The sequence below is a fragment of the Nocardia sp. NPDC004168 genome (assembly GCF_040610355.1).
GTDB lineage: Bacteria > Actinomycetota > Actinomycetes > Mycobacteriales > Mycobacteriaceae > Nocardia > Nocardia sichangensis.
Window position 1 is genome coordinate 61,077 of the sequence record NZ_JBEXME010000001.1, and the last position, 25,415, is coordinate 86,491.

General features: G+C 69.8%; 23 protein-coding genes. 17 read left to right on the forward strand and 6 right to left on the reverse strand.

Going from position 1 to position 25,415, the window contains the following annotated elements:
- Positions 1-864 (forward strand): potassium-transporting ATPase subunit C, encoded by an 864-nt coding sequence (locus tag ABZW96_RS00290; RefSeq protein WP_355069859.1) that lies wholly within the window; start codon positions 1-3, stop codon positions 862-864.
- Positions 865-910: 46 nt separating this feature from the next.
- Here the strand turns inward: ABZW96_RS00290 and ABZW96_RS00295 are convergent, their stop codons facing one another.
- Together ABZW96_RS00295 and ABZW96_RS00300 are read right to left on the reverse strand one after the other, a co-directional pair.
- A complete protein-coding gene (locus ABZW96_RS00295) occupies positions 911-1,537 on the reverse strand; it encodes an MBL fold metallo-hydrolase (RefSeq protein WP_355069861.1) in 627 nt (208 codons plus the stop codon).
- A complete protein-coding gene (locus ABZW96_RS00300) occupies positions 1,534-2,619 on the reverse strand; it encodes an S-(hydroxymethyl)mycothiol dehydrogenase (protein WP_355069863.1) in 1,086 nt (361 codons plus the stop codon). The genes ABZW96_RS00295 and ABZW96_RS00300 overlap by 4 nt, the downstream gene beginning before the upstream one ends.
- A 226-nt stretch (positions 2,620-2,845) precedes the next feature.
- On the opposite strand from ABZW96_RS00300, the gene ABZW96_RS00305 reads away from it, so the two are divergent.
- On the forward strand, positions 2,846-3,271 hold the full coding sequence (locus tag ABZW96_RS00305; RefSeq protein WP_355069864.1) for a DUF1707 domain-containing protein: 426 nt from the start codon (positions 2,846-2,848) through the stop codon (positions 3,269-3,271).
- A gap of 57 nt (positions 3,272-3,328) precedes the next feature.
- Here the strand turns inward: ABZW96_RS00305 and ABZW96_RS00310 are convergent, their stop codons facing one another.
- On the reverse strand, positions 3,329-4,990 hold the full coding sequence (locus ABZW96_RS00310; protein WP_355069865.1) for a hypothetical protein: 1,662 nt from the start codon (positions 4,988-4,990) through the stop codon (positions 3,329-3,331).
- A 418-nt stretch (positions 4,991-5,408) separates the two neighbouring features.
- Here ABZW96_RS00310 and smc point away from each other — a divergent pair, with 418 nt between their 5' ends.
- Complete coding sequence (gene smc / locus ABZW96_RS00315) at positions 5,409-9,029, forward strand: chromosome segregation protein SMC (protein ID WP_355069867.1); 3,621 nt, start codon at positions 5,409-5,411, stop codon at positions 9,027-9,029.
- A 93-nt stretch (positions 9,030-9,122) separates the two neighbouring features.
- Here the strand turns inward: smc and ABZW96_RS00320 are convergent, their stop codons facing one another.
- Positions 9,123-10,040, reverse strand: a complete 918-nt coding sequence (locus ABZW96_RS00320; RefSeq protein ID WP_355069869.1) for an NmrA family NAD(P)-binding protein — start codon at positions 10,038-10,040, stop codon at positions 9,123-9,125.
- Positions 10,041-10,146: 106 nt separating this feature from the next.
- Here ABZW96_RS00320 and ABZW96_RS00325 point away from each other — a divergent pair, with 106 nt between their 5' ends.
- Positions 10,147-10,920, forward strand: a complete 774-nt coding sequence (locus ABZW96_RS00325) for a helix-turn-helix domain-containing protein (protein WP_355069871.1) — start codon at positions 10,147-10,149, stop codon at positions 10,918-10,920.
- A gap of 119 nt (positions 10,921-11,039) precedes the next feature.
- Here ABZW96_RS00325 and ABZW96_RS00330 read toward each other — a convergent pair whose 3' ends face one another.
- Positions 11,040-11,429 carry a DUF2237 domain-containing protein gene (locus ABZW96_RS00330; protein ID WP_019048221.1) on the reverse strand — a complete coding sequence of 130 codons (390 nt, stop codon included), beginning with the start codon at positions 11,427-11,429 and terminating at the stop codon, positions 11,040-11,042.
- Between the two features lie 193 nt (positions 11,430-11,622).
- On the opposite strand from ABZW96_RS00330, the gene ftsY reads away from it, so the two are divergent.
- The 9 genes from ftsY (at position 11,623) to ABZW96_RS00375 (ending at position 22,940) form a co-directional block, all read left to right on the forward strand.
- A complete protein-coding gene (gene ftsY / locus ABZW96_RS00335; protein WP_355069872.1) occupies positions 11,623-13,116 on the forward strand; it encodes a signal recognition particle-docking protein FtsY in 1,494 nt (497 codons plus the stop codon).
- Positions 13,117-13,469: 353 nt separating this feature from the next.
- Positions 13,470-14,849, forward strand: a complete 1,380-nt coding sequence (locus ABZW96_RS00340) for an ammonium transporter (RefSeq protein WP_355069874.1) — start codon at positions 13,470-13,472, stop codon at positions 14,847-14,849.
- Positions 14,850-14,854: 5 nt separating this feature from the next.
- Entirely contained in the window at positions 14,855-15,193 is a 339-nt protein-coding gene (locus ABZW96_RS00345) for a P-II family nitrogen regulator (protein ID WP_330249397.1), read from the forward strand.
- A 143-nt stretch (positions 15,194-15,336) separates the two neighbouring features.
- On the forward strand, positions 15,337-17,751 hold the full coding sequence (locus tag ABZW96_RS00350; protein WP_355070985.1) for a [protein-PII] uridylyltransferase: 2,415 nt from the start codon (positions 15,337-15,339) through the stop codon (positions 17,749-17,751).
- A gap of 121 nt (positions 17,752-17,872) precedes the next feature.
- Positions 17,873-18,187 carry a hypothetical protein gene (locus tag ABZW96_RS00355; RefSeq protein ID WP_355069876.1) on the forward strand — a complete coding sequence of 105 codons (315 nt, stop codon included), beginning with the start codon at positions 17,873-17,875 and terminating at the stop codon, positions 18,185-18,187.
- Between the two features lie 104 nt (positions 18,188-18,291).
- Positions 18,292-19,854 (forward strand): signal recognition particle protein, encoded by a 1,563-nt coding sequence (ffh, locus tag ABZW96_RS00360; protein WP_355069877.1) that lies wholly within the window; start codon positions 18,292-18,294, stop codon positions 19,852-19,854.
- A gap of 166 nt (positions 19,855-20,020) precedes the next feature.
- Positions 20,021-21,115: an amidohydrolase family protein gene (locus tag ABZW96_RS00365; RefSeq protein ID WP_355070987.1), complete on the forward strand. Its 1,095-nt coding sequence runs from the start codon at positions 20,021-20,023 to the stop codon at positions 21,113-21,115.
- A gap of 54 nt (positions 21,116-21,169) precedes the next feature.
- Positions 21,170-22,153, forward strand: a complete 984-nt coding sequence (locus tag ABZW96_RS00370; RefSeq protein WP_355069879.1) for an LLM class F420-dependent oxidoreductase — start codon at positions 21,170-21,172, stop codon at positions 22,151-22,153.
- Positions 22,154-22,202: 49 nt separating this feature from the next.
- The gene (locus ABZW96_RS00375) at positions 22,203-22,940 is read left to right on the forward strand and encodes a class I SAM-dependent methyltransferase (protein WP_355069881.1); all 738 of its coding nucleotides are present in this window, start codon (positions 22,203-22,205) and stop codon (positions 22,938-22,940) included.
- A 20-nt stretch (positions 22,941-22,960) separates the two neighbouring features.
- On the opposite strand, the gene ABZW96_RS00380 is transcribed toward ABZW96_RS00375, so the two are convergent.
- Positions 22,961-23,116 carry a hypothetical protein gene (locus ABZW96_RS00380; RefSeq protein WP_355069883.1) on the reverse strand — a complete coding sequence of 52 codons (156 nt, stop codon included), beginning with the start codon at positions 23,114-23,116 and terminating at the stop codon, positions 22,961-22,963.
- Between the two features lie 222 nt (positions 23,117-23,338).
- Here ABZW96_RS00380 and rpsP point away from each other — a divergent pair, with 222 nt between their 5' ends.
- The 4 genes from rpsP to trmD all read left to right on the forward strand — a co-directional run bounded on the left by rpsP (position 23,339) and on the right by trmD (position 25,410).
- Complete coding sequence (gene rpsP / locus ABZW96_RS00385; RefSeq protein WP_355069884.1) at positions 23,339-23,770, forward strand: 30S ribosomal protein S16; 432 nt, start codon at positions 23,339-23,341, stop codon at positions 23,768-23,770.
- Positions 23,771-23,864: 94 nt separating this feature from the next.
- Entirely contained in the window at positions 23,865-24,107 is a 243-nt protein-coding gene (locus tag ABZW96_RS00390; protein ID WP_011210690.1) for an RNA-binding protein, read from the forward strand.
- The gene (gene rimM, locus ABZW96_RS00395) at positions 24,108-24,632 is read left to right on the forward strand and encodes a ribosome maturation factor RimM (protein WP_355069886.1); all 525 of its coding nucleotides are present in this window, start codon (positions 24,108-24,110) and stop codon (positions 24,630-24,632) included.
- 73 nt (positions 24,633-24,705) lie between these two features.
- The gene (gene trmD, locus ABZW96_RS00400) at positions 24,706-25,410 is read left to right on the forward strand and encodes a tRNA (guanosine(37)-N1)-methyltransferase TrmD (RefSeq protein WP_355069887.1); all 705 of its coding nucleotides are present in this window, start codon (positions 24,706-24,708) and stop codon (positions 25,408-25,410) included.
- Positions 25,411-25,415 lie beyond the last annotated feature (5 nt).

Below are 25,415 nucleotides of genomic sequence, written 5' to 3' on the forward strand. Positions count from 1 at the left end.
ATGCGCCTTTCAACCTGGATCCGGCAGCATCTCGCCGCCCTGCGCGCGTTGCTCGCGCTCACGGCGATCACCGGAATCGTCTACCCGCTGGCCGTTTTCGCGGTGGCCCAGCTGCCCGGCCTGCACGAGAAGGCGGACGGGTCGCTGGTCGCCGTCGACGGAACGACCGTGGGATCCGGCCTGATCGGGCAATCGTTCACCGGATCCGACGGCGCGGCCCTGGTGCGGTACTTCCAGAGCCGCCCTTCCGCCGCCGGTGACGGCTACGATCCTCGGTCCACCGCGGCGAGCAATCTCGGACCGGAGGACATCGTCGACACTCCGGCACGCGTGAGCCTGCTCACCACGATCTGCGCCCGCAGCAAGGAGATCGGCGACCGTGAGGGGGTCGACGGCAGTCGTCCGTTCTGCACGAAAGGCGGTGTGGGCGCGGTGCTCTCGGTGATCGGACCGCGTGACGCCGACGGGGACGTTTCGCATCCCGGTCAGGTCGTCAGCGTCAACGAGGCGTGCCCGGCGCAGCCATTCGTCGCCGCCTTTCGCGGCGTCCGAGTCGAATGCGCCGAACCGGGACGGGACTATTCCGCCGGGCGAGTCGTCCCGATCCACGGCGACGCGCCCGCCGATCCGGCGGTGCCCCCCGATGCAGTCACCGCGAGCGGGAGTGGGCTGGACCCGAACATCTCGCCGGAGTACGCGGCCATCCAGGTGCCCCGGGTCGCGAAGGCGCGCGGGATTTCCGAACAGCAGGTGCGCGCGCTGGTCGCCGAGCACACCAGCGGCCGGACGCTGGGATTCCTCGGCGAGCCGCGAGTCGAGGTGCTGCGGTTGAACCTGGAGCTGGATCGCCGGTTCCCCGGTTGATCCGCGCGGTGCCGCCGCGGGCGGCGCCGGGTGCCGCCCGCGGCGGTCAGTGGCCGCGGGCGATCCAGTCGGCGAGGAAAGGTTTCTCCGCGCCGATGGTGGTGGAATCGCCGTGCCCGGTATGGACCGTGGTCTCCTCCGGGAGCGTCAGCAGGCGTTCGCGGATCGACTCGATGATCGTGCCGAAATCGGAGAACGATCGGCCGGTCGCACCGGGTCCACCGGCGAACAATGTGTCGCCCGTGAACACGACCTTCGCATCGGGCAGATGCAATGCGACGGAACCGGGGGAGTGGCCGGGGGTGTGCAGGACGTGAAGCTCGCTGTCCGACACCGCGATTCGATCGCCGTCCGAGAGCGGCCGGTAGGCCGTGTCCGGGTGGGTCATGCGCCACAGCGGCTCGTCGCCGGGATGCAGCAGGATCGGCGCCGCCGAGCGCTCGGCCAGTTCGGGGGCGACCGTCACGTGATCGTTGTGTCCGTGGGTGCACACGATCGCGCGAACGGTGCGCCCGGCGACCGCCGCGACGATCGGATCGGCGTCGTGGGCGGCATCGATGACGACCACTTCGTCGTCGTCGCCGACGAGCCAGATGTTGTTGTCCACCGCCCAGGTTCCGCCGTCGAGACAGAAGTCGCCGGAGGTGACGACGCGGTCGATGCGGACGGTCACCAGACCACCACCGAACGCAGCACGTCGCCCGCGTGCATCTTCGCGAAGGCCTGCTCGACCTGGTCGATCCCGATGCGTTCGGAGACGAAGCGGTCCAGTGGCAGCCGTCCCTGGCGGTAGAGGTCGATCAGGGTGGGGAAGTCGCGTTCGGGAAGACAGTCGCCGTACCAAGCGGATTTCAGCGCGCCGCCGCGCGAGAAGAAGTCCAGTAATGGCATCTCGAGGGTCATCTCCGGGGTCGGCACGCCGACGAGGACCACTGTGCCCGCCAGGTCGCGACCGTAGAAGGCCTGCTGCCAGGTCTCCGGCCGTCCGACCGCGTCGATGACCACGTCCGCGCCCCAGCCGTCGGTGTACTCCTGGATCTTCTCGACCACGTCCTCGGTGCTCGCGTCGATGGTGTGGGTGGCGCCGAAATCCTTGGCCCACCGCAGTTTCCGGGCGTCGCGGTCCACCGCGATGATGGTGCGCGCGCCCGCCAGCCGGGCTCCGGCGATGGCCGCGTCCCCGACGCCGCCGCAGCCGATCACCGCGACGGTGTCGCCGATCGAGACGTTGCCGGTGTGTATCGCCGAGCCGATGCCCGCCATCACCCCGCAGCCGAGCAGGCCCGCCACCGCCGGGTCGGCGGCCGGATCGACCTTCGTGCACTGGCCTTCGTGTACCAAGGTCTTGTCGACGAACGCGCCGATGCCGAGGGCGGGAGTCAGCTCGGTCCCGTCGGCGAGCGTCATCTTGTTGCTCGCGTTACGGCTGTCGAAGCAGTACCAGGGCTTGCCGCGCTTGCACGCCCGGCACTCGCCGCAGACCGCGCGCCAATTGAGGATCACATAGTCACCCTCGGCCACGTGGGTTACCGCGGCGCCGACGGCTTCCACCACGCCCGCCGCCTCGTGGCCGAGCAGGAAGGGGAAGTCGTCGGTGATGCCACCTTCGCGATAGTGCAGGTCGGTGTGGCAGACCCCGCACGCCTGCACCCGCACCACCACGTCGTGCGGGCCCGGATCGGGGATCACCACCTCGACGAGCTCGACCGGTGCGCCTTTGCTGCGGGCCACGATCCCGCGGACGGTTTCCGACACCTGTGCCTCCTGAGCGAGTTCTCGGGACGCGGATCCGGACGTTTCATGGACCCGCGAGCCGAACACCTGTCCATACAGTTGTTCTCGGTGCGAACACTACCGCCGGATCGCGGGAAGTCTCGAGTTTCGGCGCGGAATCACGGCGGGGGGTTGACATTCCACTTTGGAGGGTTATGCTTAAGTCATATTCCACTATGGAAGGTGGAACCCGTCGATAGGACCAGGCATGGACATCTCCACCGGCACCCGCGCCTCGAACGCCGAACGCGACGCCGTGGTGCGCCTGCTCGGCAGGCATATGGCGGACGGGCGGATCGATCTGCCCGAATACGACCAGCGCGTCGCCCAGGTGTACGCCACCACCGACCGGGAGGACCTGCGCGGGGTGTTGTCCGATCTGCCCGAACTGAGCAAGGACGCGGGCGCACCGGCCTCCGCACGCCCGCGCATCCCGATCTGGCAGCGCATCGAGGGCAGCACCTGGCTCGCAGTGAGCGCGCTGGTGCTGGTCATCTGGGGCGCGATCTCGCTCAGCGTCGGCGCCTTGACCTACTTCTGGCCGGTCTGGGTGATCGGCCCGTGGGGCGCCGTCCTGGCGTTCCGCATGGTGGCCGGCTTCGAGAACGGCCGATTCACCCACCGCGCGAGCTGAGCGTCATTCCTCGGCGCTGTCACCCGGAACATCGAGTGACAGCGCCGTTTTCGTGTCCTACCATCTGCGCCGCGAGGACTCGTGCGGGGGAAGCGAGGTATCGCGGCGTGACCGCTGGTCGTCGCGATGGCGGCGGCTGGGTGGTTGGTCGTAGGTCCGTTCCGGTGCTCGGTCGGATGGGGTGGGGCGGTCGCGGTAGGGAGTATCGGGTCGCTCTCGTCGGCCGGTCTCGGACTCGACGTCCCTGGGCTCCTGGCCACGCCCCGATCGCCGGTTCGCTCGCGGCCATCGGGCATCCGCTTCGTCGTAGTCGTCGCGATGTCCAGCGACGGGTGTTGTGCCGTGCCCGTCCTGCTGCCGACGTCTCGGCAGTTCGGGGCGGCCGGGTGTAGGGCGCGGGTGTGCATCCGTCCCGCCGCCGCGCGGGAGCCGATCGCCGCGCCGAGTGGGTTCGGGTTCGTCACGGCGACGGCGCGACGGCGCGGGCGAACCGTAGTCGTCGGCCGGACGCTTCGCTTGTCCGGTGGGCCGGGGTTTGTCGCCGCGAGTTCGTCGATCGGTATCGGTGCGCGGGGACGAGGGCGGTGGGTCGGCGGCTCCGCGCCGGGTGGAGCGAGTTTCGCCGTGCGCGGCTAGGGACTCGCGGGATCGTGTCGCAGCGGGTTTTCCGCGGTGGTCATGGTCGTCGGAGGCTTTCGCGGACGCGCGGGCCTCCCGTGCGCCGGACGCGTCGTTCGGCGGCTTACGGTGGGATCCGCTCGCGTGGGGCGGCTGCGGCGGACGCCCCGGCTGGAGTACGGGAAGTTCCCGGGTGTCCTGGGTGGCGCTGACGCCTTTCTCCTGATACTTCGCGGAAATGTCGTGAGCGCGCAGCCACGCACCCGGGTCGTGGCGAGCGGCGGCGTCCAGCCACGGAAGGGTGTCCTCGAGCAGATCGAGCAGGTCACCGCGCCCGTCGCCGAGTGCGCCGCGGATGGCGGGGAAGACGTCCGCGGGGAACGTCCACTTCCATTCCGACCGCGCCTCACCGTGTCGGCGGCCGTGCAGGACGAGGTCGCCGGAGCGGGAGATTTTCGCCCGCACCGTTCGCGTGCCGGATTCGATGACGAGTTCGCCGGTCTCGCTGCGGGTGATCTGCTCCATCTCGTCATGGTCGTCGAGTTCGCCGGGCTCGATGTCGTCGTCGGGGTCGACGCGGCGCATCCACTTCGTCACCGCGCCCAGCGGGAGCAGCGGCTGCCGGTCGTCCGAGTCGCCGGAGCGGGTGATCCGCAATGTCCGCGCAATCCCGGCGACGAGATCCGCGCGCCCGGGGGCTTCCGCGGGTTCGGGCAGGTCTTCGTCCTCGAAGTGAGCCATGGCCGTCGACCGCGCGCCGGTGCCGGTGCGTCCGGCACGCTCGCCCCTGCCGTACCCGGGGTCGGCGGATCGCCCGGCTCGACCGGGAAAATTCCCAGAACTGGGAGTTTCGTCCTCCTCGTCGTCGTCCCACGGCGGGTCCGCGTCCTGCTCCTGCGCCCGCAGTTTGATCTCGAACCACGCCGCGCCCAGGGCGGCCGCACCGAAGGCGGCCGCGATCGCGACCTCCACCCGCACATCGCTCAGCAGCGCGCTCTTGCTGCGTTCACAGGCGTGCAGGAGCAGCAGGCTGCCGAGTACCAGCCCCGCGATCCGGGCAAGGCGGAACCGGGTACTTGTCCCTGGTGAGGGGGCAGACATCGTGGTGCGCTCCCGAAATTCCGCTGGCGAATCAGAGGGATCGTATGTGGCCGGAGGGTGTGGCGTCAGTGCCAGTTCGAGACCGCGCGGAATCGGCGGACCCACGGGTGGGGAGGGTACCGGTGGCAGGCCGAGCGCGGGCGGGCGTTCCCCGGTCGCGGCGAGAGGGCTGAGTGGGCCGTGCCGCTGACGCCGAACGGCAGCGTGGCCGCCCATCCCGGCAAACCTCGAGCACATCGAAATGCGCGCGAACCGGCGGCGAGTCGATAACCTACGGATATCGCCGAACCACCACTCGGCCGCGCACGCCGTCGGGCCCCGGAGGCTCCCGGTACGCGACGGATACCATGACAGGTCGCCGGATGCGCTGCCGCGACGCGAAACGCCGACCGGGCAGAACACGGAAAGGTCGTCGAACTTGCACCTGAAGAGCCTGACGTTGAAGGGCTTCAAATCCTTCGCGTCCGCGACGACCCTGCGCTTGGAACCGGGCATCACGTGTGTGGTCGGTCCCAACGGATCGGGCAAATCCAACGTCGTCGACGCGCTCACCTGGGTGATGGGCGAGCAGGGCGCGAAGGCGTTGCGCGGCGGCAAGATGCAGGACGTGATCTTCGCGGGCACGGCGGGCCGCGCCCCCCTCGGCCGCGCCGAGGTCACGCTGACCATCGACAATTCCGACGGCGCGCTGCCGATCGACTACGCCGAGGTGTCCATCACCCGGCGCATGTTCCGCGACGGCGCGGGCGAATACGAGATCAACGGCAACTCCTGCCGCCTGATGGACGTGCAGGAACTGCTCAGCGACTCCGGTATCGGCCGCGAGATGCACGTCATCGTGGGGCAGGGTCAGCTGTCGGCCATCCTGGAGTCGCGCCCGGAGGACCGCCGCGCGTTCGTCGAGGAGGCCGCCGGTGTGCTCAAGCACCGCAAACGCAAGGAAAAAGCGGTACGCAAGCTCGAGGCGATGCAGGCCAACCTGGCCCGGCTGACCGACCTCACCACCGAACTGCGCCGCCAGCTCAAACCGCTGGGCAGGCAAGCCGAGGTGGCGCGCAGGGCGCAGACCGTGCAGGCCGACCTGCGCGATGCCCGGTTGCGGCTGGCCGCCGACGATCTGGTCACCCGGCGCGGAGAGCTGGCGAGCCAGCAGAGCAAGGAAGCGTACGCGCGCGAGCAGCAGATCACCGTGCACTCCGAGTTGGACGCCGCCAACGCGGCGCTGGCGCAGCAGGAATTCCAGCTGTCCCGGCTGACGCCGAGCGCCGAGGCCGCCGCACAGCTGTGGTTCCAGCTCTCCGCGCTCGCCGAACGGGTCAACGCGACCATTCGCATCGCCGGCGACCGGGCGCGGCACCTGGACACCGCAGCTCCGGTCAGCAACGGCCGCGACCCCGAGCAGCTCGAGGCCGAGGCCGACCGGGTCGAAGCCGAGGAGGCCGAACTGCGCGAAGCGGTGGAGATCGCCGCGGAGACCTTGGAGGCGGCCCGAGACCAACTGGCCGAACGCGAATACGCCGCCAAGGCCGCCGAGCAGGCGCACCTGGCCGCCGTGCGGGCGATCGCCGACCGGCGCGAGGGCGTGGCCCGGTTGTCCGGCAAGGTGGACACCCTGCGGGCCAGGGCGCAGTCGGTGGACGCGGAGATCGCGCGACTGTCGGTCGCCATCGCCGACGCCCGTCACCGCGGCGAGGCCGCCCAAGCCGAACTCGACACGGTGCAAGCCGAACTCGCCGAACTCGACGCGGGTGAGGCCGGTCTGGACGCCCAGCACGAGCACGCGGTACAGGCGCTGGAACTGGCCGATCAGCGGGTCACCGAACTGCGTGAACAGGACCGCGACGCGAGCAAGCGAGTCGCATCGCTCGGCGCGCGGATCGAGGCGCTCGGCATGAACCTGGCGCGCCGGGACGGCGTCGCCTGGCTGGTGGAGCACCGCGAACAAGGTCTGCTCGGCCCGCTCTCGGCGCTGCTGCGTGTGCACGGCGGCTTCGAGGCCGCGGTCGCCGCCGCGCTCGGCCCGCTGGCCGACGCCGTCGCCGCCGACACCGGCGAGTCCGCGCACGCCGCGATCCAGGCTCTCAAGGACGCCGACGGTGGCCGCGCCGCCGTCGTCTTCGGCGCCGAGCGCACCGATCGGCCGCAGCCGGGCGCGTTGCCCGACGGCGCCCGCTGGCTGGTCGACGTGGTGGAGTGCCCCGATACGGTGCGCGGCGCGATCGCGGCGCTCACCGCGGGGACCGCCGTGGCCGACGATCTGCCCGCCGCCCGCGCGCTGGTCGCGGTGCGGCCCGAGCTGCGCGTGGTCACCCGCGACGGCGATCTCGCCGGAAACGGCTGGCTGCTGGGCGGTTCCGATCGCGCGCCCAGCCAGCTGGAGATCCAGGCCGACATCGACGCCGCCCGGACCGAACTGGTCGCGGCGCAGCGGCGCGCCGAGGAACTCGAGGCCGCGTTGTCCGGCGCGCTCGAAGAGCAAGCCGATCGCAAGGACGCCGTCGACCACGCGCTGCTCGCCCTGCACGAATCCGACCAGGCGCTGGTGGCGATCTACGAGCGGCTGGGCAGGCTCGGCCAGACCGCCCGCACCGCACACGCGGACCGCGAACGGCTGGTCGGCCAGCGTGACGACGCGGAGACGAGCCGGGAAGAGGCACTCGCCTCGCTCGCCGAACTGGAAGACCGCCTGCGTCATGCGGAACTCGAGCAGGCCGAGGTCGATGCCGACGGTGCGGGCGCGGCGGGCACCGAGTCCGCGGGCCGGGCGCGGGAGGAGGCGGCGGCCGCGCTGGCCGAGGCGCGGGCGATGGAGGTCGAGGCCAGGCTCGCCGTGCGCACGGCCGAGGAGCGAGCGGAATCGGTACGCGGCAAGGCGGACTCGCTGCGCCGGGCCGCGCGCGCCGAGCGGGAGACCCGGGCCAGGGCCGAGCGCGCCCAGGCCGCGCGCAAGAAGGCGGCGGAGGTGGCCGCCGCCGTCGCCGAATCCGGCGCGAAGATCGCGGGCGAACTCGAGCGCGTGGTCGCCGAGGCGGGCGCGCGCCGGGACGAACTGGTGCGCAAGCGCTCCGAGTGTGCCGGGCAGGTGGAGCAGGTCAAGGAGCGGGTGCGTGCGCTCACCGCGCAGCTTTCCCAGCTCACCGACGCGGTGCATCGGGACGAGGTGGCGAAGGCTCAGGCGGCGCTGCGCATCGAGCAACTGGAGGCGACCATCGCCGAGCAGTTCGGCATCGCGCTGGACGACCTGATCGCCGAGTACGGTCCGGACGTGCCGCTGCCGCCCTCGGCGCTGGAGCTGCAGGAATATGAACAGGCCAAGGAGCGCGGCGAGCAAGTCAGCGAACCCGCGCCGATGCCTTACGACCGGCAGACCCAGGAACGTCGCGCCAAGCGTGCGGAGAAGGATCTCGCCACCCTGGGCAAGGTGAATCCCCTGGCGCTGGAGGAATTCGCGGCGCTGGAGGAGCGGTACAACTTCCTGGCCACGCAACTCGAAGACGTCAAGAGCGCGCGCAAGGATCTGCTCGACGTGGTCGCCGAGGTCGATGCCCGCATCCTCCAGGTGTTCACCGAGGCATACGCCGACGTGGAACGCGAGTTCGTCGAGGTGTTCGCGAAACTGTTCCCCGGTGGCGAGGGCAGGCTGCTGCTCACCGACCCCTCGGACATGCTCACCACCGGCATCGAGGTGGAGGCACGTCCGCCGGGCAAGAAGGTCAAGCGGCTGTCGCTGCTGTCCGGTGGGGAGAAGTCGCTGACCGCGGTGGCGTTACTGGTGGCCATCTTCCGCGCCCGGCCCTCGCCGTTCTACGTGATGGACGAGGTCGAGGCCGCGCTCGACGACACCAACCTGCGCCGGTTGATCGGCCTGTTCGAGCAGTTGCGGGAGAAGAGCCAGCTGATCGTCATCACCCACCAGAAGCCGACGATGGAGATCGCCGACGCGCTCTACGGTGTCAGCATGCGCGGCGACGGCATCACCCAGGTGATCTCCCAGCGGCTGCGCGGGGAGAACCTGGCCCCGGTCGGCGCGGCGGGCTGAGCCGCGCCGCGCGGTCACCCGCGGCGTGCGGGAAGGCCAGGTACGCCTCGCCGCACGATCATCCCGTTGAACAGGGCGAATAGTCGCCTCCAATCACCCTGCGACGCGCGCGCTTTCGTGGTCGAGCAGCGCTTTGATCTGCGCCGCGCCGGTCTCGGCGAGCCAAGTGTCGAACGTGCGCAGCCCGGGGTGGATCTCGCGGATCTCGTCGACGTCGGCGAGCCAGCCGCCGGTGTGGCGCATGAGGCGCCACGTATTGCCGATCTCCTCGCCGAGCGCGTCCGCCTCGGCTTCGGTGACTTCGTGGTAGCGCACCTGATGCCCGGTGGCGGCGCTGATCGCCGCGGCGGCCGCGGGTGGGACGAGCACATCGGCCGCGAGTTCGAGGACGCGGCCGTGGAAGCGATCCGGGTCGGCGAACGCGAGACCGGCGATATCGCCGATGTCCGCGACGGCGATGACCTTCATCGGACCTTCGGCCGGGAACAGGTGCCGGTGCACGCCGTCGAAGATGCCGTCGACGGGGGACGTGCGCAGCAGGTAGTTCTCCATGAAGCGCACCGGGCGCAGCAGGGTGTACCGCACGCCGCTGGCGATGACGGCGTCTTCGATGCGCTTCTTGCCCCTGGCCCCCCACGAGACGTCGTCGCCCATCGACGCGATGCCGGTGAACACGATCTGCCACACACCGGCCGCACGCGCGGCGGCCACGACGGCTTCTCCGCGCGCGGCTTCCAATTCGACATCCCAGCCTTTGGGGCCGTACGCGGCGGGCGGGACCAGGAACAGTCCGCTGACGCCGGCCAGCGCCGCGGGCAAGGTCTCGGGGGCGTCGAAGTCGCCGACGGCGAGTTCCGCGCCCGCCGCGGCCAACTCCCGCGCGGCGGGCGACTGCGCGTCGCGGACCAGCGCGCGCACCGCCCTGCCGTCGGCCAGCAGTCGCCGGGCGGTCACGCCGCCTTGCTTGCCGGTGGCGCCGGTGACCAGGATGAGGTTGTGCTGAGGGGACATGCTCCGCCTTCTCTGCTCGGTAGAATCGGGTTGGTTGACCCGGATTCGAACGATACGGGTGCCTCGACCCGATTGACCAGGCTGCTCAACGGAAGGCCGTAACGAAATGACCGCATCGCTCGCCCAGGGCGCGACGTCGCGAGCCGATGCCCGCCGCAATCGCGCCCTCGTGCTGGCTGCCGCGCAACGCGCCTTCGCGGAGCAGGGCGCCTCCGTGTCGCTCGTCGAGGTCGCCCGCAGGGCGGGTGTCGGCGCGGGCACCGTCTACCGGCACTTCCCCACGAAAGCCGCACTGTTGGAAGCGGTTATGCAGCAGCGCGTCGACCGGTTGGCGAAGATGGCCGCAGACCATCTCGCCGCGCCGGATCCGGGCGCCGCCTTCTTCGACTTCTGCACCGCGGTGATCACCACAACGCCGGACAACCAGGCGTTATGCGACATCGTTCAGTCCGACGACGGCTGGCCGCGTGCGCTTTTGCGCAGCGCGGGGGCGCGTTTCCACGACGCGTTGGCCGCTCTGCTCGACGCGGCCAAGCGAGACGGGGCGGTCCGGGCCGACATCGAACTCGACGATGTGCTGGCGATCTTCACCGGATGCGTTGCGATCCAACGGCTACGGAAGGCGCGGGGCGGCATGGACCGTAGCGCCGCCATCGTGCTGGACGCGCTGCGCGCGGAGCCGGTAGGGCTGATGGTGACGAAACGGGATGCGGTGGCCGAAGTCCGTAACGAAACTGTCGATCGTAACGAAAGTGGAGCTGACAGCTGCCCGGTATGTCACGCGGCGTTGTCCCGCGCTGGGACGGGCCGACGGGCGAGATATTGCTCGGCGGCATGTCGTCAGAAAGCTCATCGCCGGCGCATCGCGGCGGCGCGCTGAGCCGAATGGCGCATTTGTGCCAATCGGTTCTCCGCTGCGCCACGAACCGATCGGACACCGGCCCGCGATTCGGGTGAGCCGGTGGTCCACGCTGCGCCCGCCGTAGGGTTACCGGTGGCTCAGAGCAGGTCGCTGACGTCGTCGGGCACGTCGACGGCGTACTTGCGCAGGATGTCCATCGAGATCACTTCCAGGGCGTTCTCGTGCGTGGCGGCCAGCACCACGGGCGCGGCGACGCCGTCCTCGTGCGCGTGCAGCCATCGCACGGCGACCACGCACCATCGGTCACCCGGCTGCAAACCGGGAAAATTGTTCTCCGGACGCGGCGTGCTCAAATCGTTTCCGATGGAAGCTTGATGCTCCAGGAATTCTGCCGTGACGACGGTGCACACAGTGTGGCTGCCCAGATCCTCCGGCCCGGTACTGCAGCAGCCGTCCCGGTAGAAGCCGGTGAGAGGATCGGTGCCGCACTCTTCCAGCGGCCCCCCAAGCACGTTTCGATCGGTCACGTCGCCGATCCTATTGTCCCTTCGCGAGAAGTTCCGCAGGACAAGAAATCTGGAGGGCTGTGTCGGTGCCCGCTCGCACCCGCCCTCGGCCCGGCACCTGCGATGTTGGCCGAGTTCGCACCCCCGGCCCCGGCGCGCGACGCGCGCGCCGGGTGCGGCTCGGGGCCGATCCCGTGACGGTCGGTCTGCAAGGATGGTCCGCGTGAGTCCTGAAGTCTGGATCCTGATCGCCGCGGTCGCCGCACTGCTGCTCGTCGTGCTCGTCGCCGGTTTCGTCCGGTACAAGCGCGGCCGCGTGTCGCTGACTCCGCCCACGCAGGAGAAAGAGGTGACCGACCGGTCCGGTGGTTATGCCGCGTCCGGCGGATTCACCTTCAGCCGGGGCGGCGCGGCGACCGAACCGCAACCGGTCGAGCGCACCGACACCGAAGGACAGCCGCACGTCGGCGACGACGCCGCGATTCCGCGCGACGCGCCCAAACGCGGCATAACCAACGTTCCGTTGCCGGACGCGGACGTCACCGAGGCCTCCGTCGCCCCGGACGTCGTCGAGCCGGCCGTCGAGCCCGAGGCGGGCACTCCGGCGGCCGAGACGCCAGCGCAGGCGCCCGACCAGCTGGAAACACAGGAGAGCCCGGCCACGGCCGAGGACGCGACCGCCGAGCCGCCCACCGACACCGCGGGGCCGGACACCGAAGCCGCCACCGAGATCGTCGCGCCCGACACGCCCGCGGGGGTGGAAGCACCCGTCGCGCTGGAGGAGATCGAGCCCACCGCCGGCCGCCTGGTCCGGCTGCGCGGACGACTGTCGCGCTCGCAGAACGCGGTCGGCAAGAGCCTGCTCGGCCTGCTCGGCGGCGGTGACCTGGACGACGACTCGTGGGAAGAGGTGGAGGACACCCTCGTGCTGGCCGACCTCGGCACCGCGAGCACCACCGCTGTCGTGTCCCGGCTGCGCTCGGAGATGGCGGCACGCAGCGTGCGGACCACCGACCAGGCACGTGCCGTGCTGCGCGACGTGCTGATCGAGCAGCTGCGACCGGAGCTGGACCGCTCGGTGCGCGCGCTGCCGCATCCCGATCACCCGTCGATCCTGCTCGTGGTCGGCGTGAACGGCACCGGCAAGACCACCACCACCGGCAAGCTCGCCCGCGTGCTCGTGGCCGACGGCCGCCGGGTGCTGCTCGGCGCGGCCGACACCTTCCGCGCCGCGGCCGCCGACCAGTTGCAGACCTGGGGCGAGCGGGTCGGCGCCGACACCGTCCGCGGCCGCGAGGGCGCCGACCCGGCCGCGGTCGCGTTCGACGCGGTGGCCGCGGGCGTCGAGCACGGCGTCGACGTGGTGCTGATCGATACGGCCGGTCGGCTGCACACCAAGACGGGTCTGATGGACGAGCTGGGCAAGGTCAAGCGCGTCGTGGAGAAGAAGGCCGCCGTCGACGAGGTCCTGCTCGTGCTGGACGCGACCGTCGGGCAGAACGGACTGACCCAGGCCAGGGTGTTCGCCGAAGTGGTCGATATCACAGGCGTCGTGCTGACCAAGCTCGACGGGACGGCGAAGGGCGGCATCGTCTTCCAGGTCCAGCACGAATTGGGCGTGCCGGTGAAGTTGGTCGGGCTCGGTGAGGGGGCTGACGACCTGGCTCCGTTCGAGCCCGCCGCGTTCGTGGACGCGCTGCTGGGCTGAGCCGTTCCACTCGCCGAGACCGGTCGAAAGAGGTTGCCGCCCGCGGCGTTCCATCCACGAGGTGCGCCGAGGGCGCTCGTTCGATCGCCGCCGCCCTCGGTGCGAGGGCGGTCACACCCCGGAAGTTTGCCGACTCCTCGTGCGCGGTAACGAATGTCCGATTTCCCGAACACCGTGCTCACAGCGCCGGAAAACCGCTGGTGCGTGGGACGAAACCTAGTGGCAACACAGCTGCTCCATCCGTTCACGTAGGTGAAACACGGCAGCTCTACGGATGAAACACCGAGTTAGGACCCTTCTGTTCAGGTCCATTTGCCGGAAGCGGCTGGGCCCGAGATGAGGAGGACATTAAGGTGGCTTTTCCACTTACCGGTGCACCGGATACCGGTGACACCGCTTGGATGCTGGCGAGTTCGGCGCTCGTGTTGCTGATGACGCCGGGCCTGGCTTTCTTCTACGGCGGCATGGTCCGGTCGAAGAACGTGCTCAACATGATCATGATGAGCATCAGCGCCATGGGCCTGGTCGGCGTTCTGTGGTCGCTGTACGGATACTCGACGGCCTTCGGCGACAACACGTTCGGCGTGATCGGTGACCCGACGCAGTTCTTCGGCCTGAAGGGCCTGATCGGCGGCAACTCCGTCGCCGAGGTCAAGGACGCGGCGGGCGCGGTCACCACCGACGCGGTGAACATCCCGCTCGCGGGCACTATTCCGGCGACCGTCTTCGTCGCCTTCCAGCTGATGTTCGCCATCATCACGGTTGCCCTCATCTCGGGTGCGGTCGCCGACCGCTTGAAGTTCGGCGCGTGGCTGGTGTTCGCGGGCATCTGGTCCACGGTGGTCTACTTCCCGGTCGCGCACTGGGTGTTCGACTTCGACGTCAAGGACGCCGACGGCAACGTCGTGCACGAGGGCGGCTGGATCGCCAACAAGCTGCTCGCGGTGGACTTCGCCGGTGGAACGGCGGTGCACATCAACGCCGGTGCGGCCGGTCTGGCCCTGGTGCTGGTGCTCGGCAAGCGCAAGGGTTGGCCGACCACCCCGTTCCGCCCGCACAATCTGCCGTTCGTCATGCTCGGCGCCGGTCTGCTGTGGTTCGGCTGGTTCGGCTTCAACGCCGGATCCGCGGTGACCTCCGGCGGCCTCGCCGGTTCGACCTTCGTCACCACCACCATCGCGACCTGCGCCGGGATGCTGGCCTGGCTGTTGGTGGAAAAGATCCGCGACGGCAAGCCCACCTCGCTGGGCGCGGCCTCGGGCATCGTGGCGGGTCTGGTCGCCATCACGCCGTCGTGTTCCTCGGTGAACGTGCTCGGCGCGCTCGCCATCGGCGTCGTCGCCGGCGCGCTGTGCGCCCTCGCGGTCGGTCTGAAGTTCAAGTTCGGTTTCGACGACTCGCTCGACGTGGTCGGCGTGCACCTGGTCGGCGGTATCGTCGGCACTCTGATGGTCGGTTTCGTCGCGGCGCCCGAGGCGGGTGCGGCCAAGACCGGCCTGTTCTATGGCGGCGGTTTCGATCAGCTGTGGCGGCAGGCGGTGGGCGCCGGTGTGGTACTTGCCTTCTCCTTCATCGCGACCCTGATCATTGCCTATATCGTGAAGTTCACCATTGGGCTGCGCGTGAGCGAGGAAGCAGAGTCGGTCGGCTTGGACGAGTCCGAGCACGCGGAAACCGCCTACGACTTCGCCGCTCTGGGTAGCACGGCACGTTCGGCCGTCAAGGAGGCATGACGAACATGAAACTGATCACCGCAATCGTCAAACCGTTCACGCTCGAAGACGTCAAGTCCGGTCTCGAGCAGGCGGGTGTGTTGGGCATGACCGTCAGCGAGGTCCAAGGGTACGGCCGGCAGAAGGGCCACACCGAGGTGTACCGCGGCGCGGAGTATTCCGTCGACTTCGTGCCGAAGGTTCGCGTCGAGGTCGTCGTGGACGATGCCTCCGTCGACAAGGTCGTGGAGGTGATCGTGGAGGCCTCCCGCACCGGCAAGATCGGCGACGGCAAGGTCTGGATCACTCCGGTGGAGGCGATCATCCGGGTGCGGACCGGCGAACGCGGCACCGACGCGCTGTAGCGGAAACGAGTCGAGCGGCGGCCCCGCTCCCACCGGAGCTCCCGGTCGGGGCGGGGCCGCGCGCATCAAATGGGCGGTGGGTTGTGGCTAGTCAGTACGAGCACGACGGTGATCCGAAGGTCACCGAACAAGGCAACGGCAAGGTGTCCAACGGGGCGGCCGACCTGGTCCGCGCGCGAACCCAACTGCTCGACGGCGGCCAGCCGCGCAATCCCCGGCTGGATGCCCAGTCGCTGCGCCAGGCGCTGGTCGACCTCTATGAACTCTGGCTCACCAGCAAGGGCGCCGAACTGGGCATCGCCCCCGACAGCGGTCTGGCCGTGGTGGCCGTCGGCGGCCTGGGGCGCGGGGAGATGCTGCCGTACTCCGATCTGGACCTGGTGCTGCTGCACGACGACGTCGACCCGGCCCGGGTGGCCGAGGTCGCCGACCAGCTCTGGTATCCGCTGTGGGACGCGCACATCAAACTCGACCACAGCGTGCGTACCGTTCCGCAGGCGCTTCGGGTGGCCGCGGACGATCTCATCGCCGCGCTCGGCATGCTCGAGGCCAGGCACATCGTCGGCGACCAGGAACTGAGCAATCTGCTGATCGGCGGGGTGCGCCGGGAGTGGCGCACCGGCATCCGCTCCCGCTTCGAGGAGCTCATCGCCCAGGCCAAGGCCAGATGGGAGCGCAATGGCGAGATCGCGCACCGCGCCGAGCCCGACCTGAAGAACGGGCGCGGCGGCCTGCGCGACATCCAGCTGCTGGACGCGCTGGCGATCGCCCAGCTCACCGACGCCATGCCCGGATTGGGGCCGGACGTGCCCGGCGGCGGATTGAAGCAAGCGCACCGTCGGCTGCTGGACGTGCGCACCGAACTGCACCGTGTGGCGGGACGAGCCCGCGACCAGCTGCGCGCACAGGACGCCGACGAGATCGGCGCTGCCCTGCGCATCGGCGATCGGTTCGATCTGGCCCGCACACTGAGCGATTCGGCCCGGACGGTCAGCTACTCCGTGGACGTCGGGCTGCGTACCGCGGCCAACGCACTGCCCCGCCGGGGATTGGCGCGCCTGCGCCGGATGCCGGTGCGCAGGCCGCTGGACGAAGGCGTGGTCGAGCACGCGGGTGAGGTCGTGCTGGCCAGAGACGCCCGCCCGCAGCGCGACCCCGGGCTGATCCTGCGCGTCGCGGCGGCGTCGGCGCAGACCGGCCTGCCGATGTCGGCCACCACCCTCAACCGGCTCTCCGAGGACGCTCCCGAGCTACGCGAGCCGTGGCCCAAGGACGCCCTCAACGACTTGCTGGTCCTGTTGGGCGCGGGCCGCGGCACGATCGACGCGATCGAGGCGCTGGACCGGACGGGATTGTGGGGCAGGCTGCTGCCGGAATGGGGCGCCGTGCGCGACCTGCCGCCGCGCGATGTCCAGCACATCTGGACCGTCGACCGGCATCTCATGGAGACGGTCGCCTACGCGGGCGGGCTGAGCACCCGGGTCGCCCGCCCCGACCTGCTCGCCCTCGGTGCGCTGCTGCACGACATCGGCAAGGGTCGCGCGGGCGATCACAGCGTGGTCGGCGCGGAACTGGCCACCCATATCGGCCGCCGCCTCGGACTGTGGCCGTCGGACGTGCGCACGCTCAGCGCGGTCGTGCGCCATCACCTGTTGCTGCCGGAAACCGCGACCCGGCGCGATCTGTCCGATCCGGAGACGGTGCGGTACGTCGTCGAGGCGCTCGACGGCGATCCGCAACTGCTGGAGCTGCTGCACACCCTGGCCGAGGCGGATTCGCAGGCCACCGGTCCCGGCGTGTGGGGCGACTGGAAGGCGTCGCTGATCGGCGAACTGGTCCGGCGCTGCCGGTTGGTCATGGCGGGCGACCAGCTGCCGACACCGGAACCGATCGCACCGGACTTGGTCGAGAAGGCCAGGGCGGGCGGCGTGCACGTCGATCTGCAGCCCGGTGAGAGCAAGCACACGTATGTGGTCACCGTCATCGCGCCCGACAGTTCCGGGCTGCTGTCCGACGCCGCGGGCGTGCTCGCGCTGCATTCGCTGCGCGTGCTGTCGGCCGCGCTCGGCGTCGAAGGCGCCTCCGCGGTGGACACCTTCGTCGTCGCGCCCAAGTTCGGCGATCCGCCGGACCCGGGGCTGTTGCGCCAGGAATTGATCCGAGCCACGGCCGGCGAGCTGGATGTGGCGGCGGCGCTGGCCAAACGCGAGCGCGAGGCGGGCACGATCGGCCGGAGCCGGTACGCGCAGGCCCAACCCCGGGTGATCTGGTCGGACACCTCGGTACCGGGGCAGGTGATCCTGGAATTGCGCGCCGAGGACCGGGTCGGCTTGCTCAGCCGCCTGGCCGCGGAGCTGGCCGGCTGCGGAGCCGACGTCCGTTGGGCCAAGGTGGTCACGATGGGGTCCGCGGTGGTCGACAGCTTCTGCCTCGAGCTGGGCGCCGAGGACAGCCCCGCGCGCCGCGAAACGATCGAGAAAGCGCTTATCGCGGTGGTTCCCAGAACCGCGCCGAAACCGCCTGCTGACGGTGCTCGAGATTCGGAAAATGGTGATTAGCAGCACTTTTATCCGGTGATAAATCTGTTGCGCAATATTTGCTGCATCCCAACTCTCGTCTCGCGACCTGACCCTACGATCTAGAGCGTCCGGCTATCGCGAGCACGAGGGGAGCAGGTCGATGGCAATTGAAGTCGTTTCGGCATCCACGATGACGAGTGACGAGACCGCGCACATGGCGCGCTGCGTCGGCGGCGACCGGTGGGTGGTCTCCTGGCTTCCTGGTCGCACGCTGACCGGGCGACAGGCGGTTACCGCGATGACGATCGCCTCCACGGTCGCCACCTCGCCCATCCCGAGCAGGGCCGAGTGGGCCGTTCTCGACGGCCTGGCCCTCGAGCTGGGCCTGACCGCCAACGAGGCGGTCTTCATGGTGGCCGAGGAGAACCACGACTACCGCAAAACGGCCAGGCCGCGCCGTCGCGTGCTCGACTAGCGAGCCCGCCGCGCCGGGAAGGACGCACCGCCTGCGCGAACACGCGGGCGATCCCATTACCCTGGGAGAGAATGTGACGTCCCCCGAGATCAGGAGCGCGATCGGTGTTCGAATCCCTGTCCGACCGGCTTACCGGTGCCCTCAAGGATCTGCGCGGTAAGGGGCGTCTGTCACCGGCCGACATCGACGCCACCTGCCGCGAGATCCGCCTGGCCTTGTTGGAGGCCGACGTCGCGCTGCCCGTGGTCCGCGGGTTCATCGGGCGGATCAAGGAGCGCGCCAAGGGCGCGGAGGTCTCCGCGGCGCTGAACCCGGCCCAGCAGGTCGTGAAGATCGTCAACGAGGAACTCATCGGGATCCTCGGCGGCGAGACCAGGCGGCTGAACCTGGCCAAGAACCCGCCGACGGTGGTCATGCTGGCCGGTCTGCAGGGTTCCGGTAAGACCACGCTCGCGGGCAAGCTGGCCAAACTGCTGAAGGGGCAGGGCCATCAACCGTTGCTGGTGGCGTGCGACCTGCAGCGCCCCGGCGCCGTCACCCAGCTGCAAGTCGTCGGCGAGCGCGCGGGCGTGCCCGTCTACGCGCCGCACCCCGGCACCTCGATCGGTGGCGGTGAGAACCCGCTCGGCATCTCCGCCGCCGATCCGGTGAACGTGGCGCGCGGGGGTGTCGAAGAGGCGCGGCAGAAGCAGTACGACGTCGTCATCGTCGACACCGCGGGCCGTCTCGGCATCGATGAAGAGCTCATGCGCCAGGCCGCGGGCATCCGCGACGCCGTGCAACCGGACGAGACCCTGTTCGTGCTGGACGCCATGATCGGCCAGGACGCGGTCAACACCGCCGAGGCGTTCCGTGACGGCGTGGGCTTCACCGGCGTGGTGCTCACCAAGCTCGACGGCGACGCCCGCGGTGGTGCGGCGCTGAGTGTCCGCGAGGTCACCGGCGTGCCGATCCTGTTCGCCTCGACCGGTGAGAAGCTCGAGGACTTCGACGTCTTCCACCCGGATCGCATGGCCAGCCGCATTCTCGGCATGGGCGACGTGCTCACCCTGATCGAGCAGGCCGAGCAGGTCTACGACGCCAAGCAGGCCGAGGAGGCCGCCCGCAAGATCGGCAGCGGCGAGCTCACCCTCGAGGACTTCCTCGACCAGATGCTGGCCATCCGCAAGATGGGCCCGATCGGGAACCTGCTCGGCATGCTGCCGGGCGCGGGCCAGATGAAGGACATGCTCGCCCAGGTCGACGACAAGCAGCTGGACCGGGTGCAGGCGATCATCCGCGGTATGACCCCGGCCGAACGGGCGAACCCGAAGATCATCAACGCCTCGCGCCGCCTGCGCATCGCCAACGGTTCCGGTGTCCAGGTCTCCGAGGTCAACCAGCTCGTCGACCGCTTCTTCGAGGCCAAGAAGATGATGACGATGATGGGCCGCCAGATGGGGTTGCCCGGCGCCCGTCGCGGCAACGCGAAGAAGGGCAAGAAAGGAAAGAAGGGTGGTCGCGGCCCGACGCCGCCGAAGGTGCGCGGTGGTTTCCCCGGGATGGGCGGCATGCCCGGCCTGCCCGCGGGGATGCCCGACCTGTCCAACATGCCTGCCGGTCTGGACCAGTTGCCGCCCGGCCTGGAGGGCTTCGATCTCAGCAAACTGAAGTTCCCGAAGAAGTAGGCCACTTACGCCGCCCACGCTGTTCGTGGGCGGCGTGCCTGTGTGCCTCGCCCGTCGGTCGCCGTGTGCGCGGCGTCGCTGCCGCGTGGCCGTGCTTCGCGCGAAATGTCCGATCCGGGAGTCGGACACCAGGTTGGCGGCCGCCGACGAGTTCCAGGAGGTTGCGGTGCATCTGCGCGGTGTGGTTCTTCCCGAAGGCGAGGTGCGCGACCTCTGGGTGCGCGACGGCCTGGTGTCGTTCGAGCCCGCGCCCGGAGCCGAAACGCTGTGCGGCTCGGGCTGGATCGTGCCGGGACTGGTCGACGCCCACTGCCACGTCGGGATCCGGTACGGCGGGGGCCACGAGGACCACGCCGGCGCCGTCGCACAGGCCGAGACCGAGCGCGCCGCCGGTGCCCTGCTGCTGCGCGACGCGGGCTCGCCCATCGACACCCGGTTCGTCGACGACCGCGAGGACCTGCCGCGGATCATCCGCGCGGGCCGCCACATCGCCCGTCCGAAGCGCTACATCCGCGAACTGGGCATCGAGCTCGACGACGAACGCGACCTGCCGGAGATCGTCGCCGAGCAGGCCCGCCACGGCGACGGCTGGGTGAAGATCGTCGGCGACTGGATCGACCGCTCGGTGGGCGACCTGCGGCCGTTGTGGAGCGACGCGATCCTGAAGGAGGCCATCGCCGCGGCGCACGCCAACGGTGCGCGGGTCACCGCACACGTCTTCGGCGAAGACGCGCTGCCCGGCCTGATCGACGCCGGTATCGACTGCCTGGAGCACGGCACCGGTCTCACCGACGAGACCATCGAGATGATGGTCGAGCACGGCACCGCCCTGGTTCCCACCCTGATCAATATCGACACCTTCCCCGGTATCGCCGACAGCGCGGGCAAATTCCCCGTCTACGCCGCGCACATGCGCGATCTGCACCGGCGGGTGCGCGGCACGGTCGCCGCCGCGCACGAGGCGGGCGTGCCGATCTTCGCGGGCACGGACGCGGGCGGTTCCATCCGCCACGGGCGCATCGCCGACGAGATCGCCGCGCTCGGCGCCGCGGGACTGTCCCGGCACGACGCGCTCGGCGCGGCCTCCTGGCAGGCGCGCGAGTGGCTCGGGCGACCCGGCATCGAGGACGGTGCTCCCGCGGATTTCGTTGTCTACGAGGAGGATCCGCGTAGCCACCCCGAGACGCTCACCACGCCGTACGCCGTCGTGCTGCGCGGGCGCGTGTACGGCGGGCACGGTCCGGTCACCGGCCATAGATAACTCGGCGCCGCGGCTCACCCGCGCGTATCCGAAAGGGGCGTAAGGTCGGATTTCGTGACAATTCGCCTCGGATATCAGATGCCCAACTTCAGCTACGGCAAGTCGGTGCGCGAGCTGTTCCCCACGGTGATCGCGCAGGCCCGAGAGGCCGAAGCCGCCGGTTTCGACACGGCCTTCGTCATGGACCACTTCTATCAGTTGCCCGGCATCGGCACGCCCGACGAGCCGATGCTCGAGGCCTACACCGCGCTCGGCGGCCTGGCCACGGCGACGGAGCGAATCCAGTTGTCGGCGTTGGTCACCGGCAACACCTACCGCAACCCGGCGATGCTCGCCAAGACGGTCACCACGCTGGACGTGGTCAGCGGTGGCCGCGCGGTGCTCGGCATCGGCGCGGGCTGGTTCGAACTCGAGCACCGCTCCCTGGGCTACGAGTTCGGCACCTTCACCGACCGCTTCGAGCGGCTCGACGAGGCGCTGCACATCATCCAGCCGATGCTGCGCGGCGAGCGGCCCACCTTCCAGGGCAAGTGGTACCGGGTCGAGAACGCGATGAACGAGCCGCGCGTACGCGACGATCTGCCGATCCTGCTCGGCGGCAGCGGTGAGAAGAAGACCTTCGGCCTGGCCGCTCGCTTCGCCGACCATCTCAACATCATCTGCAACGCGTCCGAGCTGCCGCGCAAGATCGAGGCGCTGCGGGCGCGCTGCGCGGAGGTCGGCCGGGATCCGCGGACCCTGGAGACCAGCTACCTGTGCTTCGTCATGATGGACGAAGACGGTGACCTCGTGCGCAAGCAGCAGCGGGATTACTTGAGCCGCATGGGTATCGACCTGTCGGCCCTGTCGGACGCCGAGCTCGCGCAGAGCCCGGCCGACCGCCAGTTCGTCGGCACACCGGACGAGGTTGCCGAACAGCTGCGGACCCGCGTTCTGGACCACGGCGTAGACGGTCTCATCATCAATATGGTGTTCAACGGGCACGAGCCGGGTGCGGTCGAACTCGCCGGGCGTACCTTCGCTCCCTTGGTGCGCTGACGAGCGCGAACCCGGCGCGAATACCGTTGGCGCTGGTTATGATCGGGCAATGATAGCCCCTCCGTGGCGCGCGTCGTACGGTGTCGACGCGCCGTCGGTGCTGTTGTTGCTGGGAGTTCTCGCGGTCGGGTATCTTGCCGCCGCGCTGGTGGTGGCGCTGTTCCAGCAACTGCGCCCGAGCCTGCTGCTCCTGCTGATCGGCGTCGTGCTGGCCACGCAGTTCGGGCTGTTCCTGCACGCGACCCGCCGGGGCAAGTTCCGGGTCTGGGCGCGCCTGCTCGACGACCTCGAACTGCGTGGCGACGAACGATTGCTCGACATGGGGTGCGGGCGCGGCGCGGTGCTGCTGGCCGCCGCGCGCCGCTTGCCCGCCGGGTGTGCGGTGGGCCTGGATCTGTGGTGCTCCGCGGACCACTGCGAGAACACCCCGGCCACCGCGGAGCGGAACGCGCTCGCGGAGAACGTCGCCGATCGGATCGAGTTGCGCACCGGCGACATGACCCGCATGCCGTTCCCGGACGGCGTGTTCGACGTCGTCGTCTCCAGCTTGGCGATTCACGACATCAAGACCGCCGAGGGCCGGGCGGCGGCGCTCCGGGAGGCGTGCCGCGTGCTGCGTCCCGGCGGCAAACTGGTCATCGTCGATATCGGCGACACCCGGGCGTACCGCGCCGTTCTGGCGGCGAACGGCGCGACCGCCCTCACCCTGCGCCCCGTGGGGTGGCAGATGTGGTGGGGCGGCCCCTGGGTCCCCACCCGTGCGCTCACCGCCACCGTCCCGGGCTAGCCGCATCGAGACGCCGAGCCTCACTCCATGGCGCGGGCGACGCCCGCGGCAACGAGTCGCAGCACCCGGAACACGCCGGGTACGACGTACTCGACGGCAGCCTCATCGCCGAGTTCGCTCGCGATGTCGCGGGTGATGCGGGCGGGTCGTGTGCGGTGGCGTCGGAACAGTCGCATGCCTGGTTATGGCGGGTGGGCATCGCTGTGTGAACACGCACGCGATTTCTGGCGGGATCGTCCGGTCTGGCACAATGGACCACCGTCCTTCCGGACAAGTGTCAGCCCGTCTCCGGTTCCGAACCGCGCGGCGGTCACACACTCGAAAGCGCAAAACCGGGCTCGCAGACCATGCGGGTCGCCGAATTGCGTCGTGACCAACCAACGAAAGGCAGATCAGCAGTGGCTGTTCGCATCAAGCTCACCCGCCTGGGCAAGATCCGCAACCCGCAGTACCGCGTCGTCGTCGCGGACGCCCGCACCCGCCGTGACGGCCGGGCCATCGAGTCCATCGGCAAGTACCACCCGAAGGAAGAGCCCTCGCTGATCGAGATCAACTCCGAGCGCGTGCAGTACTGGCTCGGCGTCGGCGCGCAGCCGACCGAGCCGGTCCTCCAGCTGCTGAAGATCACCGGCGACTGGCAGAAGTTCAAGGGCATCGAGGGCGCCGAGGGCACCCTGAAGGTCAAGCCGGCCAAGCCGTCGAAGCTGGACCTGTTCAACGCCGCGCTGGCCGCCGCCGACAACGAGCCGGTCGCCGAGGCGGTCACCCCCAAGAAGAAGGGCAAGAAGGACGCCGAGGAGGGCGCCGAGGCTGCCGAGGCCGGCGAGTAATGAGCGGGCGATACCCGTCCATCCGATACCCGTCACGAGCCGTGCGCAGACCGGCCCCGACGACGGGTGAGTTGCGTCGTGAGGTGATGGAGCAGTGAGCGCCGTCGTCGCCGATGCCGTCGAGCACTTGGTGCGCGGTATCGTCGCCAATCCCGATGACGTCCGCGTCGAGCTGATCACCGGCCGCAGGGGACGCACCGTCGAGGTGCACGTTCACCCCGATGACCTGGGCAAAGTGATCGGTCGCGGCGGACGTACCGCGACCGCGCTGCGCACCCTCGTCGCCGGTATCGGCGGCCGGGGCATCCGGGTCGACGTGGTCGACACCGACCAGTAGATGGAACTCGTCGTCGGGCGGGTCGCCAAGTCGCACGGCGTGCGCGGCGAACTCGTCGTCGAGGTGCGCACCGACGAGCCGGAGGCGCGTTTCGCGCCGGGCGTCAGGTTGCGCGGTCGGCTGCCGCGAGCGGCGGAGGTTCGCGAGTTCACCGTGGAGTCGGCCCGGGAGCACTCGGGCCGGCTTCTGGTGTTCCTGTCCGGTGTGACCGACCGCACCGCTGCCGACGCGCTGCGCGGCATGCTGTTCGTGGTCGACAGTGCCGACCTTCCGCCTTCGGAGGATCCGGACGCGTTCTACGACCACGAACTGGAGGGGCTGGAGGTACGGCTCACCGACGGCACCGTGGTCGGCTCCGTGCGCGAAGTGCTGCATTCCGCGGCGGGTGAGTTGCTGGAGGTGCGGGCCGCGGACGACGGGCGGGAGATCCTGATCCCGTTCGTCACCGCCATCGTGCCCACGGTGTCCCTCGCCGAGGGCGTGATCGTGATCGATCCGCCCGAAGGTTTGCTCGACCCGGAATGACACGGTGGGCGTCCGACCGCGCGTCGCTCGCCCCGGCCGACGACCTGCGGCCCGGCGGCGCTAGGAGACAGTCATGAAACTCGACGTCGTCACGATCTTCCCCGAGTACCTGGAGCCGTTGCGCACGGCACTGCTGGGTAAGGCGATCGACAAGGGACTGATCTCGCTCACGGTGCACGACCTGCGCCGTTGGACGCATGACGTGCACAAGTCCGTCGACGATTCCCCCTACGGGGGTGGGCCGGGCATGGTGATGAAACCGACCGTGTGGGGCGACGCGCTCGACGAAGTATGTCCCGATGACGCGCTGCTCGTGGTCCCCACGCCCGCGGGGGTGCCGTTCACGCAGGCCATGGCACACAGCTGGGCCGCCGAGCGGCATCTCGTCTTCGCCTGCGGCCGCTATGAGGGCATCGACCAGCGCGTCTTCGACGACGCCGCCCGCCGCGTCCGGGTGCAAGAGGTCAGCATTGGCGACTACGTGTTGATCGGCGGCGAGGCGGCCGTGCTGGTGATGACCGAGGCCGTGGTCCGGCTGCTGCCCGGTGTCCTCGGCAATCAGCAGTCACATCAAGAGGATTCGTTTTCCGACGGGTTGCTCGAAGGTCCCAGCTACACCCGTCCGGTCTCCTGGCGCGGGTTGGACGTCCCTCCGGTCCTGCTGTCCGGCGACCACGCGAAGGTGGCGGCCTGGCGGCGCGAGCAATCACTCGCGCGGACCCGCGAGCGTCGTCCGGACCTGCTCGCGGACCACGGCACGGCCGGACCCGAGCGATAGACCGC

What these genes read in the sequence shown, in the direction of transcription:
- ABZW96_RS00320 (WP_355069869.1), bottom strand. Translation starts at nt 10,040, where the DNA reads ATGTCCCCTCAGCACAACCTCATCCTGGTCACCGGCGCCACCGGCAAG.
- ABZW96_RS00345 (WP_330249397.1), top strand. Translation starts at nt 14,855, where the DNA reads ATGAAACTGATCACCGCAATCGTCAAACCGTTCACGCTCGAAGACGTC.
- ABZW96_RS00375 (WP_355069881.1), top strand. Translation starts at nt 22,203, where the DNA reads ATGATAGCCCCTCCGTGGCGCGCGTCGTACGGTGTCGACGCGCCGTCG.
- ftsY (WP_355069872.1), top strand. Translation starts at nt 11,623, where the DNA reads ATGGTCCGCGTGAGTCCTGAAGTCTGGATCCTGATCGCCGCGGTCGCC.
- ABZW96_RS00325 (WP_355069871.1), top strand. Translation starts at nt 10,147, where the DNA reads ATGACCGCATCGCTCGCCCAGGGCGCGACGTCGCGAGCCGATGCCCGC.
- ABZW96_RS00380 (WP_355069883.1), bottom strand. Translation starts at nt 23,116, where the DNA reads ATGCGACTGTTCCGACGCCACCGCACACGACCCGCCCGCATCACCCGC.
- ABZW96_RS00355 (WP_355069876.1), top strand. Translation starts at nt 17,873, where the DNA reads ATGGCAATTGAAGTCGTTTCGGCATCCACGATGACGAGTGACGAGACC.
- ABZW96_RS00290 (WP_355069859.1), top strand. Translation starts at nt 1, where the DNA reads ATGCGCCTTTCAACCTGGATCCGGCAGCATCTCGCCGCCCTGCGCGCG.
- trmD (WP_355069887.1), top strand. Translation starts at nt 24,706, where the DNA reads ATGAAACTCGACGTCGTCACGATCTTCCCCGAGTACCTGGAGCCGTTG.
- ABZW96_RS00305 (WP_355069864.1), top strand. Translation starts at nt 2,846, where the DNA reads ATGGACATCTCCACCGGCACCCGCGCCTCGAACGCCGAACGCGACGCC.
- rimM (WP_355069886.1), top strand. Translation starts at nt 24,108, where the DNA reads ATGGAACTCGTCGTCGGGCGGGTCGCCAAGTCGCACGGCGTGCGCGGC.
- ABZW96_RS00310 (WP_355069865.1), bottom strand. Translation starts at nt 4,990, where the DNA reads ATGTCTGCCCCCTCACCAGGGACAAGTACCCGGTTCCGCCTTGCCCGG.